Raw genomic sequence first — 15,653 nt, 5'->3', positions numbered from 1 at the left:
CTAAATATAAACTAGTCTTTTACTACTATCAAGCAAACTAAACCAAGGAGTAGTATAAAGACATAAACATAATAATATGTCTATAAAGAATGTTCGCCTAGAAGTAATGCAATTCTTAGAAAAGAATATTGATAGCTTCGTAGAAAGTTATCTGATCCCCGTAGAGAAAATATGGCAACCATCAGACTTATTACCAGACTCAGAAGGTGAAAACTTTTTGGAAGAGGTAAAAGAATTAAGAGAATACGCTAAAGAATTACCTTATGATTTTTGGGTTGTTTTAGTAGGTGATACAATCACTGAAGAGGCATTGCCAACGTATGAATCTTGGTTGATGGATGTAGAAGGAGTGAACCAAAAAGATGGTGAAGGTGGTAATGGATGGGCTAAATGGTTACGTCACTGGACTGGTGAAGAGAACCGTCACGGAGATCTTCTTAATAAGTATCTATATTTATCTGGTAGAGTAGATATGAAAGAGATAGAGATTACTACTCATCACTTGATTAATGATGGTTTTGATCCAGGTACTGATAGAGACCCTTATAAGAACTTTGTATTTACGAGTTTCCAAGAGTTAGCGACTTATATTTCTCATAATCGTGTAGCTAAATTAGCGAAGCAGTATGGAGACCATAAGTTGTCTAAGATCTGTAGATTGATTGCAGGAGATGAGATGAGACATCACCATGCATATAGTGAGTTTGTTGACCGTATCTTTAAAGTAGATCCTAGCGAAATGTTATTAGCATTTGTGGATATGATGAAGAGAAAGATTACGATGCCAGCTAACTTAATTCGTGAATCAGGAGGTAAGATGGGGGATGCTTTTGAGCTGTTCTCTGATTCTGCACAGCGAATAGGTGTCTATACAGCGCATGATTATATCGATATTATGCAGAAGCTTATAGATCGTTGGCAAGTAGCAGAGTTGAATAATCTTACAGATGATGCAGAGAAAGCAAGAGATTATCTAATGAAGTTGCCAGCGCGTATGGCTAGAGTAGCTGACCGTATGACTATCGGTAAAGAAGAACACATATTTAAATGGGTTAAACCAGCCCTTATTAAATAATAAATACACAACACAATAAATATGGACAAGCGTATAGATCAAGTCATCCTTTATGTAAAGAAAGAGTTACAGCAAGCTGAGAGCGGTCACGACTGGTTCCACATTGAACGAGTTTATAAGAATGCTTTAAACATCGTACAAGGAGAGGGAGAAGTGAATCTAGACATAGTGAAACTAATAGCCTTACTACACGATATAGCAGATAGTAAATTTCACAATGGAGATGAAACAGTAGGTCCAACTAAAGCCAGAGTATTACTAGAAAACTTAGGGTATGATGAGGATACTATTGACCATGTTGTAAAAGGAATTGAAAATATATCTTTTAAAGGAGGTAACTTTAATCAAGCTTTTCGTTCTAAAGAATTAGACATTGTACAAGATGCAGATCGATTAGATGCTATCGGTGCTATTGGTATCGCTAGAACATTTAATTACGGAGGGTATAAGAATAATTTGATTCACGACCCGAGTATTGATCCTAAGATTGGAATGTCTAAAGAAGAGTATAAGAAGAACGTAGGAACTACGATTAATCACTTCTATGAGAAACTACTTCGTTTAAAGGATTTAATGAATACCGAAACAGGAAAACAATTAGCAGAAGGAAGACATCGCTTTATGGAGTCTTTTCTTAGCCAGTTCTACGATGAGTGGGAAGGTAATGCTTAATACGTTTTATAAAAATAAGAAGAAGCCATTCGTATGAATGGCTTTTTTTATGCCCTCTAAAGCGGTTATTTCTGATAGAAATCAAATAATAAAGCATTTTTCGAAACAATAGGTATTGTAAATTTATTTTTTTGTTAACTTTAGTTAAAATTATTAAACACGACTGTATATGCGTTTAGACTATGAGCATGAAAATCGACCACTAAAATCAAAGAGAAATTACCTTATTATTCTTTTTAATATTATTACCTTATTACTTCTTATCAACTATTTACCTTATGAACCACAAGTGAATAAAGGACTAGCTCTTTTAGTCTTTGTAGCTGTGTTATGGTTGACAGAAGCAATACATGTGACCACCACAGCCGTATTTGTACCTGTGCTTGCCATAGGACTTGGATTGACGGATACTAAGCCCGCTTTAGCCTCTTTTGCAGACCCTACTATATTTCTATTTTTAGGAGGTTTTGTATTAGCAGGAGCGCTGCATGTACAGAAACTAGATATGATCATAGCCAATAAGATTATGTACCTCGCTAAAGGAAGGTTGTCTTATGCTGTATTTTATCTCTTTTTAGCTACAGCTGTATTATCAATGTGGATTAGTAATACTGCTACAGTAGCGATGATGTTACCTTTAGTGATAGGAGTATTAGGTCAGTTAGATAAAGAGAAGTATAGAAGTACCTATGTGTTTGTACTCTTAGGTATTGCATATAGTGCTAGTATCGGAGGGATGGGAACAGTAGTAGGTAGTCCACCTAATGCCATCGTTGCTTCTCAGTTAAATGTTTCTTTTGCAGAGTGGATGAAGATGGGGATTCCTATGGTCTTGATATTATTACCATTGATGATAGGGGTGATTTACTTTGTGTTCAAGCCTAAGCTAGACTTTGAGTTTAAAGCTAATACAAAGAAAATCCCAATGACTTCTGATAGATGGTTGACATTAGCTATATTTATTACTACAGCGCTATGCTGGATCTTTAGTGACCAGTTAAATCCACTAGTAGCTTCCCTAGTAGGCTTTGAAAGTAAGTTTAGTAATTTTGATACCTTTATTGCCTTAGGAGCTTTTATGTTGATCTGTGTGAGTCAGGTCTCTAGATGGAAAGAGTTACAGCACAATGTGGATTGGGGAGTTCTTCTTTTATTTGGAGGAGGTTTGACTTTGAGTATGGTACTTAGAGATTCTGGCGCAAGTGAAGTTTTAGCAGACTTATTAGTATCAGTGATTAAGGATAGTAGTTATTTCACTATTGGGCTAGTAGTATCGTTCTTTATTGTATTCTTGACAGAGTTTACTTCTAATACAGCTAGTGCCGCTTTGTTAGTTCCTTTGTTTATAACGATATCAGACCAGTTAGGCTTACCGCCATTAGGATTGTCTATGATTATAGGTCTAGGAGCTTCGTGTGCCTTTATGTTGCCTGTTGCTACTCCACCTAATGCCATTGTATTTGGTACAGGTGATATTCGTCAGAAGGATATGATGAAAGCAGGTTTTGTATTGAATATTATCTGTGCGGTATTAATTGCTATTATCGCGTATTTCTTTTGGTTACAATAACTAAATACAAGTTATACTTTATAAAGTAAATGGGCTGTTATCTTTTGATAACAGCCCATTTATTATTTAGTCTCTCGTGATGAGATGTGCTTTATTTTATATTTTAGTATGGTTTTTCGTCTCTTCCTTCGTAGAAGTTGATAAAGGCTCTATTTACCACTCTATTACCTCCTTTAGTAGGATAATCACCAGTGAAGTACCAGTCTCCTAAATTCTTAGGGCAAGCGATATGTAAGTTCTCTACAGACTGGAATACAATCTTAACCTCAGACTTTATATTCACATCTTTTACCATTACAGCGATCTTATTAGAAATCTCTTCATCTGTAAATGGCGCATAGATATCTTTTACATAGTTAATGACTTCATTGTCTTGTAAGTGCTCTTGTGCTTTAGACTTTTTATATACTTCATCCACGATATGATATAAGTTGCGGTCTTTTAGTAACTCTATAGCCGCTTGGAAAGCGATTAATCCCTCTAACTTAGCCATATCGATACCATAGCAGTCAGGGTATCTCACCTGTGGAGCAGCAGATACCACCACGATACGCTTAGGATTAAGTCTATCCAGCATACGGATAATACTCTTCTTAAGTGTAGTACCACGTACGATACTATCATCGATGATCACTAAGTTATCAGTAGGTTTGATCACACCATAAGTCACATCGTATACGTGAGCTACTAAGTCGTCACGACTACTGTCATCTGTGATGAATGTTCTCAGTTTAGCATCTTTTACCGCGATCTTCTCTGTTCTTAGTTTTACAGATAAGATCTCTTGTAACTTCGCTTCAGATAAGTTTTTTTTATTCTTTAGAATATCACTTATTTTACGTTGATTAAGGAAGTCTTGTGCTCCTTCTACCATTCCGAAGAATGACGTCTCAGAAGTATTCGGGATATAAGAGAACACAGAGTTATCCGTATCATCTCCGATCGCTTTTAATACCTCAGGGAAGATTAGCTTACCTAAGTCTTTTCTCTCTTGGTATATATCTGCATCATTTCCTCTAGAGAAATATACTCTTTCAAAAGAACACGCTTTAAGAGGAAGTGGCTCTAAGATTTGTTCAAATTTTACTGAAGCATCTTTGCGAATAATGATAGCTTTACCAGGATCTAATTCTTTAATTTCTTCAAAAGGAACATTGAATGCAGTCTGTATCACAGGTCTTTCACTAGCTACTACCACGATCTCATCATTCTCGAAGTAGAATGCAGGGCGTATACCAGCAGGGTCACGTAATACGAATGTATCACCATGTCCGATCATACCAGCCATCGCAAAACCTCCATCCCAGTTCTTAGAAGCACGGCGTAAGATACGCGCTACATCTAGACGTTCTCCGATTAGTGGAGACGCTTTCTTTTTAGTATATCCTTCTTGTTTTATTTTATAGTATAAGTCATTTACTTCATCATCTAAGAAGTGTCCTATCTTCTCCATTACTGTAATGGTATCAGACATTTCTTTAGGATGCTGACCTAGTTCTACTAAGTCTTGGAATAAATCACGTACGTTAGTCAGGTTGAAGTTACCCGCTACGATTAGGTTTCTGTGCATCCAGTTATTCTGGCGCAAGAATGGGTGAACACTCTCGATATTGTTCTTTCCGAATGTTCCATATCTTACGTGACCTAAGAAAACCTCTCCTAGATAAGGAATGTTTTTTTTCTGAAGGTCTACGTTGTTTTGGTATTCAGGGTGTGCTTCCATCTCTTCATTGATACGCTCATTGATCTGCATGAAGATATCCTGAATAGGTTGTGCTTTGTTTGAACGAACACGACTAATGTATCGCTCCCCAGGTTCCATATCAAGTTTAATACTTGCTAGTCCAGCTCCATCTTGTCCTCGGTTGTGCTGTTTTTCTAGTAATAGATACATCTTTTGTATCGGATAGAAAGCACTTCCATACTTCTCTTTGTAGTAGGATAACGGTTTTTTTAGTCTTAGAACCGCTATACCGCATTCGTGTTTTAAAGCGTCGCTCATGTTAGTTGTGTGTTGTTGTTGAATAAAAAAAGCCCCATAACGAGGCTTATAATTTTACATTATTGTTTTAATTCGATATCGAATTGAGTTAACATTTTAAATTGTTGTAGTCTTTCTACCACTTCTTTGTCGTTTAATTTTTCCATCCTTGATGTTCCAAATTCTTCTACACAGAATGACGCAAGATTAGAGCCATATATAATAGCGTTCTTCATATTTCTGAACGAAACATTGCTGCTCTGTGTCAAATAACCTGTAAAACCACCTGCAAAAGTATCTCCAGCTCCTGTCGGATCGAACACTTCTTTTAACGGTAATGCAGGTGCGAAAAATACGTCTTTATCTGCAAATAATAAAGCACCATGCTCACCTTTTTTAATAACAACGTATTTTGGTCCCATGGTATGAATAACTTCAGCAGCCTTCACTAGAGAATACTCTCCAGATAGCTGACGTGCTTCTTCATCATTGATAGTGATAACATCGATTCTTTTTAGCACTTCCTTTAATTCATCTAGCGCACAATTCATCCAAAAATTCATGGTGTCTAGAACGACAAGTTTAGGCTTAGCAGTTAATTGATCTAATACTTTGATCTGAATGTTTGGGTGTAGGTTACCTAGCATTACTACATCAGATTCTTTAAAATCTTCTGGTACGATAGGATTAAAATCAGCCAATACATTAAGTTGTGTATCTAAAGTATCTCTAGAGTTTAGATCATTATGGTATCTACCACTCCAGAAGAAGGTTTTTCCTTCTTTTACTACTTCTATTCCAGTAGTATCGATGTTTCTACTATTTAAAAGATCCAAGTGTTCTTGTGGGAAATCATTTCCAACCACAGACACTATAGCAGATTTAATATTAAAGTGTGAGGCAGACAATCCGATGTATGTCGCTGCACCACCTAATATCTTGTCTGTTTTTCCGAATGGAGTTTCTATTTCATCAAAGGCCACCGTCCCCACTATCAGTAATTTATTCATATTTTTTGCAAAGAAATAAGCTACAAATATATGGCAATACTCTTTTTACTACCAAATTTAAAAGCTATAATTAACTATTTTGCTAACACTGAGTGTTTTAGTATAGATTGTTGTTTTTAATGCAATTATCTAGTACTTAGTCAGTATTATTCTATAAAAAGATGATGTCGTCATCTTTATCACATGCTGTTATTTAACACAGAATTAAATAATTATAAAGTCTTTTCTCTGAAGCTTATCTGGCTTCTTTTTTAGAAACTACCCGATGCATAATACAGCATACACAGGAGTCTATACACTAGCTTAAAGATAGTGAAATAATCATAATGATAGCTAGGCAGAGGCTTCTAAAAAGCGCCTTCTTCAAGAGTGCCACAACACCTCTTCAAGATTCCTTCAACAAAAGCCTTGTCAGCTAGAGCAATATTGGAGAAATGTTGAAGAAGTGTTGAAGGAAATGCTTCTACTGCTTATAAATACTAAGGTTAGAGGGGGTTAAGGTTTATTGTATGATTTGCCTTTTTTTATGTTAATATATTGGTAATTAGTTTTTTATGTTTATTTTCTCAATAAATTAGGTGTAAAAAAGAGTGCTGGTTTTTCTGCTAAAAGAGAGTAAATACCCCCTAATCTCGTCAAAAAACAGAAATAAGGAGTTGTAGTTAGCCTTTTATAGGTCTAAAAAGTGTTTTTTAAGGGGATAGAATAGAAAAAAGAGAAATGTTTTTTAGATTTACGATAACGAACTAACTAATAACCTTATTAATTATGAAAAAGAGCTTAGTGCTTTTAATAATGTGTGCTATGGGAACTCTCGCTAGTGCTCAGGTGCGTATTCCTTTTAGACTGACTAAGTACAATAATCTAATACTAAAGACAGTCGTGAATCAGAAGGATAGCCTAGATCTGATGTTTCAGGTAGCGATGGATGATGGCGCTATCTCGCCTGTGCGTATGAATAAGGTAGAGCATATCCTATTCGATAAAGAAGATTATAGTGCTTCTAATACAGTAGAGATTAGTGGGCATGTGTGGGATGGTATTTCTTTTGTAGATAATCAGTATAGCGGATTAGAGTCAGATGGTAAGATCGGTATGGCGTTGTTTAAAGATAGTGTATTAGAGATAAATTATGATAAGGAAGAGTTAGTCTCTTATACGAGTATGCCTAGTGTAGAAGGATATCAGTCGGTTCCTGTTCATTATCGAAATGGTGCGATGTTTATCGATATGCTGAGTGAGATAGCTGGGCAGGAGTATGTGCATCCTTTTTATCTTCAGTCTGGTTATTCGGGAGGGATATTATATGATGATAATTTTGCAGAGGAGAATAGGTTAAAAGATAAACTGGTTACTATAGATCATAAAGAATTAAAGAACTCAGCAGGAAAAAGTGTGATCACGAATACTGCTGAGGTGACTAAGGTGAGTTTAGGTAGTGCTGAACTACAGCAGGTGAGAGTGGCGTACTTCTCAGGAGAATTAAAGAATCAATCTTTTAGTCTATTTGGAGCAGATATGATGAAACGTTTTAATTGGATTATTAATGCAGATAGAACTAGGGCTTGGATAAAACCGAGTAAGCATTATAAGGATGAATTTATAAAACTATAGAAGAGTTATGAGAGGGATAAGTATAGTGTGGTTCATATTTTGTTTTCTTGTGTCTTCTTTAATGTCAGCACAGGGATCACATATTATAAAAGAGCCTATCGTATTATTAATGAATGCTGCTGCAGGAGAGAAAGAAGTAAGAGACGCTAAACAGCTTAGATTTATTGGTAATCCGATACAAGTGGATGGTCTGCTTAAGGAATTTCAAGTGAAAGTATATGAAAATAGTGGTGTATACTATGTGTTTGATTTCTCTGTTGTAGAGTCGGGTGTAGTATTAGATACAAAGTCAATGGGGCAGGAGATGTCGATTAGTGAGTTTTTTAAATACGCTGAGTTAAAAGCTACTCAATATAATAAAGCTAATAAAAAAGTAGGTAGACCTTATTTCTCTTTGGCATCTGATTTGATATTTGAAAGTATAATTCTTAAAGAAACTAAAGAAGATGGTACATCAGTTTATTATACAACTGAGAATAAAAACAGAAGTGGAATGCTCTGTTATAGAGAGGTTTAATAAAATGATTGAGAAGAGAGATAAATACTATGAGGGAATTGACTTTAGAGAATGTGATATCTTTTTTGAATACTGATACGAGTCGACAAGAAAAGGTGATTACTGAGAACAGTGATATTGCTTATAATTTTGGATACGGTCTTGATATAGATGATTTACTTATTTCGCTAGAAGATGAGTTTGAGGTGAGTTTTGAATATTTTGAATTTGACCGTTATTTTTATCCCGAAGGTTTTGAATATAGTTTAAAGGGGTGTGTGATGATGATGGTTAATGGGGTTTTGTTACCTTTTAATATTGTAATCGCTATTTTAAGATGGGTATTTAATGTTCCAGAGCAGTATAAGCCTGATCTTAATAAGGAACTGTGTACGCCTGTAACTCTTTATGAGTATATGATGAAGAATAAAAAGAGTATGTAGTTTATTTTGTAATCATTAATATGTTTATTTTTGTTAAAAAAATACAATTAATGAAAAAAGAATACTTTATCTCTATTAATGGCGAAAGTCAGGGGCCATATCAGTTCTCTGAGTTAGGACAGTTTATAATTTCTCCGACTACGCTAATCTGGCATAGTGAATTGCATGATTGGACAGAGGCAAGATTTCTACGAGAGTTTGAAGTGTATCTTCAGAGACCGATGTATAGTACGCCAAATTATGGGTATAATCAAAATGTTAGTTTGTCTTATACTAGGGATAATCGATATGTGATTGTAACTACACCTACTGAACGAATTCACTATCGATACGCTGACTTTGGAGAGCGTTTTGTGGCAGGGTTATTAGATGGTTTGATTCTTTTAATACCGAGCCTCTTTTTTCCATTTATAGCTGGGTGGCTCTATTATTCATTAATGCAGAGTAATGATGGACAAGCGACTATAGGGCAAAAAACGATGAAGATCATGTTACTTGACTGTAAGGGGCAGCGAGTAACTTTTGGTCAAGCTACAGGGCGATTTTTTGCTAGATTATTATCTGGATTTATGTTATGTATTGGTTATTTTATGTTTTTCTGGTCAGATCAGAAGCAGACTTTACACGATAATCTAGCAGAGACTCTAGTAGTAACAGAGATTCGCAGAGAGAGGCTGTAAGTACAGTGTATGCGCTATAGTAGAGAGATGGTGTCATAATAAAAGTGTAATCAGTGATTATAATATGAGGTAAGAAGAAAATGAGGTGAATGACATTAAACAATGCCAATATCAGATAATGAATTAGCATACTTCACAGAATATGGAGCTAGTGAGTTATGCGATAGGTTATTTAGTAGTGACTTAGATTTTTCGGATATAGAGAGACCTTCTCTTATGTAGTATAACGACAAAGAGCATCCCTTAAAAAGATGCTCTTTGTCGTTTTATTAATTTTCTTCAGACTCGTAATATTCGTCTATTAATAATTTAGTTCCTGTTGCTGCTTTTACTGCAAGGACGTCACATCGTTCGTTCATAGGATGGTTGTTATGTCCTTTTACCCATTTAAACTGGACGTTGTGTTTGCGGTATACTTTTAAGAAGCGTTGCCATAAGTCAGGATTCTTTTTGTCTTTAAAGGCTTTTTTCTCCCATCCGAATACCCATCTCTTTTCTACAGCGTCTACCACATACTTAGAGTCCGATACGACTAGGACATTAGTACCTTCGTTCTTTAGCATTTCTAAGCCTACGATCACCGCTAGTAGTTCCATGCGGTTATTGGTAGTTTTGCGATATCCTTGGGATGCTTCTTTATAGACATTATGACCTGCCCACTCTAGTATCAGTCCGTATCCACCAGGACCAGGGTTACCTCTAGAGGAGCCATCGGTATATAGTATTACTTGTGGCAAATTCATTTATAATATTAAAATAGTAGTTTCTCGATTACTTGTGGGAAGTGTAGGTGTTCTAGTTTAAGTACAGCTGCTCCTACTTCTTCTGGCGTATAGGAAGGCTCTATCGGAGTAGAAGCTTGGAATATAACAGCTCCTTCATCGTAGTTTTCGTTTACATAGTGAATAGTGATTCCAGACTCTTTTTCTTTATTTTCTACGACTGCAGTGTGTACGTGATGACCATACATTCCTTTACCGCCATATTTAGGCAATAATGCTGGATGTATATTAATTACTTTATTCGGATATTTTTTAACAAGGTCATCGGGAAATTTCCATAAGAAACCTGCTAATACAATTAAATCAGGTTGAAATTGTTCTAATTTTTGAGATACAGCGCCATCATTTAGCATATTTCTGTCAAAAATCAGAACTGGAAGATTTCTTTTTTCAGCTTTTTCTATTACCTTAGCATTTTGGTTGTTAACCAATATAAGGTATTGATTAGAAATAGACTTGCTTTCAAAGTAGTTGATGATGTTTTCTACATTAGTCCCTGAACCAGAGGCGAATAGAGCTATGTTTTTCATGTAGTTAGTTGTGTTATGAAGTTGAAAGTACAATAAATAAGTACAAAAAAAAGAATAATAACTGACAATAAATAGAAAAATAGCGATAAGTATTAATAATTTTTATAATTTCGCACCGACAATTAACATGGAAAATCAGGATTTAAAATAAAGTTTTTTATTTTTGCCTACGAAATTAAATTTAAAATTAAAGATTATGTCAGACATTGCATCAAGAGTAAAAGCGATTATCGTTGACAAATTAGGTGTTGACGAGAACGAAGTTGTAGCAGAAGCAAGCTTCACTAATGATTTAGGAGCTGATTCACTAGACACTGTTGAGCTTATCATGGAGTTCGAAAAAGAATTCGATATTCAAATTCCAGATGACCAAGCTGAAAACATTGCTACAGTTGGACAAGCTATCTCTTACATAGAAGAAGCTAAAAAGTAATAACTATATCCCGCGTGTTTATTCCACAAACATGCGGGTGTTATTATTTTTTTGAAAATGACTGATTTTTAGAAGAAACAAAAAAGGACAGATTGGCAACAATCTAACATATACAATCAAACAAACACCCCAATGTTTCCTTTTTTTACAAAAGTGAAGATTGGGATTTTTTTTTATAGTACAAACCATATAAGTTATTTTATGAAATTAAAGCGAGTTGTTGTAACCGGTTTAGGTGCCCTTACGCCAATTGGAAATAATATTCAAGAGTATTGGAACAACCTAATTAATGGAGTAAGCGGAGCTGCACCCATTACATATTTTGACGCTACCAATTTCAAAACTCAGTTTGCGTGCGAAGTAAAGAATTTTAACGTAGAGGATTTTATCGAGAGAAAAGAAGCACGTAAGATGGACCGTTATGCACAGTATGCTATGGTTAGTGCAGACGAAGCGATCAAAGATTCAGGATTAAATTTAGAGACTATTGATTTAGATAGAGCAGGAGTTATTTGGGGTTCAGGTATTGGAGGATTAGAAACATTCCAAAACGAGGTGACAAACTTCGTAGAAGGAAATGGAATACCAAAGTTCAATCCTTTCTTTATCCCTAAAATGATAGCGGATCTTGCCGGTGGACATATTTCTATGAAATACGGTCTGAGAGGGCCTAACTTCACTACAGTATCTGCATGTGCATCATCTACTAATGCTATTATCGATGCATTTAACTATATTCGTTTAGGTATGGCTGATATCTTCGTAACTGGAGGTTCTGAGGCTGCTGTAACGATAGCAGGTATCGGTGGATTTAATGCAATGCATGCACTATCTACTAGAAATGATGATCCTAAGACTGCGTCTAGACCAATGGACAAAGACAGAGAAGGATTCGTATTAGGAGAAGGAGCTGGAGCTATTATCTTAGAAGAATATGAACATGCTGTAGCACGTGGTGCTAGAATCTACTGTGAGATCGGTGGAGGAGGTATGTCAGCTGATGCTCACCACTTAACAGCGCCACATCCAGAAGGATTAGGAGCTACTAATGTGATGATCAACTGTCTTAAAGATGCTGGATTAGAGGCTAAAGATGTAGATGTGTTAAATATGCACGGTACTTCTACACCACTAGGAGATATCGCAGAATCTAAGGCTATTCTTAATGTATTCGGAGAGCATGCTTATGAGATGAACTTGAACTCGACTAAGTCGATGACAGGTCACTTATTAGGAGCTGCTGGTGTTATCGAGGCTATCTCTGTGATTTTATCATTAGAGCACGGTATTGTTCCACCAACAATCAACCATTTTACAGATGATGAAGCGATAGATTCTAAGCTAAACTTCACGTTTAATAAAGCACAGAAGAGAGATGTTAAAGTTGGAATGAGTAATACATTCGGCTTTGGAGGACACAATGCTTGTGTGTTGGTTAAGAAATTAGAGAAGTAAAATCATCCTATAAAGATGAAAAAGTTACTAAATAGAATATTCAATAATTCCCGTTCCTTCAATAATGAAGACGGGAATTTTTGTCGAAAGGTGACTGAGATAGTCGGTGTAAAACCAGTAGAACTATCTTATTATAAAATTGCATTCACGCATCGATCGATGAATAGATGTGATGAAGAAGGTCATCCCATTAACTATGAGCGCTTAGAGTTCTTAGGCGATGCAATGTTAGGATCTGTTATTGCTTCTTATTTATTTATAGAAGTTCCGAGTGGAGATGAGGGCTATTTGACGAAGATGCGTTCTAAAATTGTTAGTCGAGAAAATCTGAACCAATTAGGTAAAGATTTGAAACTAGTCTCGCATGTAGAAAGCAAGATGGGTAATCAACAGTTCGGAGAGAATATACATGGTAATTTATTAGAGGCTATTATAGGTGCTATTTATCTTGATAGAGGTTACCCTGCGTGTGAGAAGTTTATCCACGAACAACTGTTGAGCAAGGTGTCAGATATCCAAGAGTTAGAAACGAAGATAACTAGTTATAAAAGCTTGCTAATCGAATGGTGTCAGAAGAGAAAGCATACGTTTAAATACGATACTTTTGAAGAAGACACGGCAGAAGAATTAAAGTACTTCGGTGTACGTCTGTTTATAGACGATAAACTAGTCGCTAAAGCGAGAGCTACATCTAAAAAGAAAGCAGAAGAAAAGGCATCACAACGTGCTTACTTCGCATTTCAAGAACAGATAAAGCAATAATTTTTGTTAATTCCTTAACGTTTATATAATCTAATATGGTGAGGTTATACAAATATAGCTCGATAAAAGTTGTATATTTGTGTAACTAATTTCTTATATGGGTATAATAAAATATAAGCTTGAAGACTTTGATAGTGAGGATTATCGCTTGATCGCTATACATACTTCCAGAAAAGAAGATTATAAAGTAGTGTATTTTATTAATTCAATACTTGAAATTAATCTAGAACGAAGTAAGAGGGATGTAGACATCTTTACAGATGTGGGACACGCTTTTTTTTCATTCTATGAGTATGATGACTTTGATCATCATGTGTATTGGAAGGTGGTAGCGAATAAAGCTTTTCTAATACCTGAGTCAGGGTTAGACTCTCCCTTATTTGTCTCAGCCAATCATCCAGTAACTAAGCAAGGGTATTTATTGCCCGAATTAAAGTCAGTCGATTATTTGATTAAGATAGAAGAAACTGATAGTCAGTTCGAAATTGGTACAATCATTGATCGGTTGAATTCAGTAAAAATTATATCTGCAGCTTATGAGATAAAGCAAGAGATATTAAAAAATAAAACGAACTTAATTTTTTAAAAATATGTTAGCACAAAAAAAGACGAAAATCGTAGCAACGTTAGGACCAGCATCTAGTACGAGAGAGGTATTACATGATATGATTAAAGCTGGTGTAAATGTTTTTAGAATCAACTTTTCACATGCTGATTATAAAGATGTTCAAGAGAAAGTAAATATAATCCGTGATCTAAATAAAGAATTTGGATATACTACCTCTATTTTAGGAGACTTACAAGGGCCTAAATTAAGAGTAGGTGTGATGTCTGAAGACGTTATCGTAAATCCTGGTGATGTGATTACATTCTCTACGAAAGAAGAGTTTAAAGGTGACGCAGAACGCGTATACATGAATTATAAAAAATTCCCAACTGACGTTAACGCAGGAGAGAGAATTTTATTAGACGATGGTAAACTTATCTTTGATGTATTAGAAACTAATGGAGAAGATGAGGTAAAAACTGTAGTTGTACAAGGTGGACCACTTAAATCTAAAAAAGGGGTTAACTTACCAATGACGAAAGTATCATTACCAGCGTTAACGGAAAAAGATATTAGAGATGCTATTTTTGCTTGTGAGTTACAAGTAGACTGGATGGCATTATCTTTCGTTCGTACACCTGAAGATTTAATGGACTTACAGAACTTGATTAAAGAACATTCTGATCATAAGATTCCAATCATTGCTAAAATCGAAAAACCAGAGGCAGTAAAGAATATTAAGAAGTTAGTGGCTTACTGTGATGGTCTTATGGTAGCTCGTGGAGATCTAGGTGTTGAGATTCCTGCTCAAGAGGTACCATTGATTCAAAAAGAATTAGTTCACGTAGCTAAGAATGCTAGAATCCCTGTAATCATCGCTACACAGATGATGGAGACGATGATCTCTAGCCTTACTCCTACTAGAGCTGAGGTAAATGACGTTGCAAACTCTGTAATGGACGGTGCTGATGCTGTAATGTTATCAGGAGAAACTTCTGTAGGAGCATACCCAGTACAAGTAATCGAGAAGATGACACAGATTATTCAAAGTGTTGAGACTTCTCCATTAATTAAAGTACCACAAAGTCCACCTACAATCAAGACAAACCGTTATATCACTAAAAATATTTGTTACCACGCTGCTTTAATGGCGAATGATATCGAAGCTAAGGCTATCTGTACATTGACAAATAGTGGCTATACAGCGTTCCAAATTTCGGCTTGGAGACCAAATAGTAATATATTAGTATTCTCTTCTAATCGTCGTATTATTACTCAATTAAACTTATTATGGGGAGTTCAGGCTTTCTATTACGATAAATATGTGAGTACTGATGAGACTATTGAGGATATCAATGCGATGGTAAAAGAGAAAGGATTAGCTGAGACAGGGGATATGGTTATCAACTTAGCAGCAATGCCAATTATCGAAAAAGGTATGGTGAATACACTAAGAATATCAGAGGTGCAATAATTATTGTGCCTCTACAATATAGAAAGCTCAGGACATGGTTCTGAGCTTTTTTTGTTTAATCCAGTACGGCATAGTATATAATTAATGATAAATCTGAGGTAAGGGTATAAAAAAAGCTCCATTGCTGGA

At 35.5% G+C, this 15,653-nt stretch carries 16 protein-coding genes; 12 read left to right on the top strand and 4 right to left on the bottom strand.

Annotated elements, in window-relative coordinates; all coding sequences use genetic code 11:
• The first annotated feature begins 76 nt into the window (after window positions 1-76).
• The 3 genes from E0Z07_RS04470 to E0Z07_RS04460 all read left to right on the top strand — a co-directional run bounded on the left by E0Z07_RS04470 (window position 77) and on the right by E0Z07_RS04460 (window position 3,317).
• Window positions 77-1,075: an acyl-ACP desaturase gene (locus tag E0Z07_RS04470; RefSeq protein WP_006259895.1), complete on the top strand. Its 999-nt coding sequence runs from the start codon at window positions 77-79 to the stop codon at window positions 1,073-1,075.
• Window positions 1,076-1,096: 21 nt separating this feature from the next.
• Window positions 1,097-1,747 (top strand): HD domain-containing protein, encoded by a 651-nt coding sequence (locus E0Z07_RS04465; protein ID WP_006262398.1) that lies wholly within the window; start codon window positions 1,097-1,099, stop codon window positions 1,745-1,747.
• 169 nt (window positions 1,748-1,916) lie between these two features.
• Window positions 1,917-3,317 carry an SLC13 family permease gene (locus E0Z07_RS04460; protein WP_006259893.1) on the top strand — a complete coding sequence of 467 codons (1,401 nt, stop codon included), beginning with the start codon at window positions 1,917-1,919 and terminating at the stop codon, window positions 3,315-3,317.
• Window positions 3,318-3,420: 103 nt separating this feature from the next.
• Here the strand turns inward: E0Z07_RS04460 and E0Z07_RS04455 are convergent, their stop codons facing one another.
• Window positions 3,421-5,319 carry an amidophosphoribosyltransferase gene (locus tag E0Z07_RS04455; protein WP_131540320.1) on the bottom strand — a complete coding sequence of 633 codons (1,899 nt, stop codon included), beginning with the start codon at window positions 5,317-5,319 and terminating at the stop codon, window positions 3,421-3,423.
• A 59-nt stretch (window positions 5,320-5,378) separates the two neighbouring features.
• Window positions 5,379-6,308: a PfkB family carbohydrate kinase gene (locus E0Z07_RS04450; protein ID WP_006262396.1), complete on the bottom strand. Its 930-nt coding sequence runs from the start codon at window positions 6,306-6,308 to the stop codon at window positions 5,379-5,381.
• 768 nt (window positions 6,309-7,076) lie between these two features.
• Here E0Z07_RS04450 and E0Z07_RS04445 point away from each other — a divergent pair.
• The 4 genes from E0Z07_RS04445 (at window position 7,077) to E0Z07_RS04430 (ending at window position 9,541) form a co-directional block, all read left to right on the top strand.
• Window positions 7,077-7,922, top strand: a complete 846-nt coding sequence (locus E0Z07_RS04445; RefSeq protein ID WP_006262395.1) for a hypothetical protein — start codon at window positions 7,077-7,079, stop codon at window positions 7,920-7,922.
• 61 nt (window positions 7,923-7,983) lie between these two features.
• On the top strand, window positions 7,984-8,439 hold the full coding sequence (locus E0Z07_RS04440) for a hypothetical protein (RefSeq protein ID WP_225581623.1): 456 nt from the start codon (window positions 7,984-7,986) through the stop codon (window positions 8,437-8,439).
• A 29-nt stretch (window positions 8,440-8,468) separates the two neighbouring features.
• The gene (locus E0Z07_RS04435) at window positions 8,469-8,861 is read left to right on the top strand and encodes a DUF1493 family protein (RefSeq protein ID WP_006259888.1); all 393 of its coding nucleotides are present in this window, start codon (window positions 8,469-8,471) and stop codon (window positions 8,859-8,861) included.
• 50 nt (window positions 8,862-8,911) lie between these two features.
• Entirely contained in the window at window positions 8,912-9,541 is a 630-nt protein-coding gene (locus E0Z07_RS04430; protein ID WP_006262393.1) for an RDD family protein, read from the top strand.
• Window positions 9,542-9,810: 269 nt separating this feature from the next.
• Here the strand turns inward: E0Z07_RS04430 and rnhA are convergent, their stop codons facing one another.
• Together rnhA and purN are read right to left on the bottom strand one after the other, a co-directional pair.
• A complete protein-coding gene (gene rnhA / locus E0Z07_RS04425; protein ID WP_006259886.1) occupies window positions 9,811-10,284 on the bottom strand; it encodes a ribonuclease HI in 474 nt (157 codons plus the stop codon).
• Window positions 10,285-10,292: 8 nt separating this feature from the next.
• Entirely contained in the window at window positions 10,293-10,853 is a 561-nt protein-coding gene (gene purN / locus E0Z07_RS04420; protein WP_006259885.1) for a phosphoribosylglycinamide formyltransferase, read from the bottom strand.
• Window positions 10,854-11,049: 196 nt separating this feature from the next.
• Here purN and E0Z07_RS04415 point away from each other — a divergent pair, with 196 nt between their 5' ends.
• The 5 genes from E0Z07_RS04415 to pyk all read left to right on the top strand — a co-directional run bounded on the left by E0Z07_RS04415 (window position 11,050) and on the right by pyk (window position 15,524).
• The gene (locus tag E0Z07_RS04415) at window positions 11,050-11,286 is read left to right on the top strand and encodes an acyl carrier protein (RefSeq protein ID WP_002988156.1); all 237 of its coding nucleotides are present in this window, start codon (window positions 11,050-11,052) and stop codon (window positions 11,284-11,286) included.
• A gap of 201 nt (window positions 11,287-11,487) precedes the next feature.
• On the top strand, window positions 11,488-12,741 hold the full coding sequence (gene fabF / locus E0Z07_RS04410) for a beta-ketoacyl-ACP synthase II (RefSeq protein ID WP_025125226.1): 1,254 nt from the start codon (window positions 11,488-11,490) through the stop codon (window positions 12,739-12,741).
• A 15-nt stretch (window positions 12,742-12,756) separates the two neighbouring features.
• On the top strand, window positions 12,757-13,503 hold the full coding sequence (gene rnc, locus E0Z07_RS04405) for a ribonuclease III (protein ID WP_006262392.1): 747 nt from the start codon (window positions 12,757-12,759) through the stop codon (window positions 13,501-13,503).
• A gap of 97 nt (window positions 13,504-13,600) precedes the next feature.
• On the top strand, window positions 13,601-14,089 hold the full coding sequence (locus E0Z07_RS04400; RefSeq protein ID WP_006259881.1) for an IPExxxVDY family protein: 489 nt from the start codon (window positions 13,601-13,603) through the stop codon (window positions 14,087-14,089).
• A gap of 4 nt (window positions 14,090-14,093) precedes the next feature.
• On the top strand, window positions 14,094-15,524 hold the full coding sequence (pyk, locus tag E0Z07_RS04395) for a pyruvate kinase (protein ID WP_006262391.1): 1,431 nt from the start codon (window positions 14,094-14,096) through the stop codon (window positions 15,522-15,524).
• Window positions 15,525-15,653 lie beyond the last annotated feature (129 nt).

The sequence above is a fragment of the Myroides odoratimimus genome (assembly GCF_004337635.1).
Taxonomy (GTDB): Bacteria; Bacteroidota; Bacteroidia; order Flavobacteriales; family Flavobacteriaceae; genus Flavobacterium; species Flavobacterium odoratimimum.
Note: the sequence above shows the minus strand (reverse complement) of the source record. Positions and strands in the feature narration are given on the sequence as shown.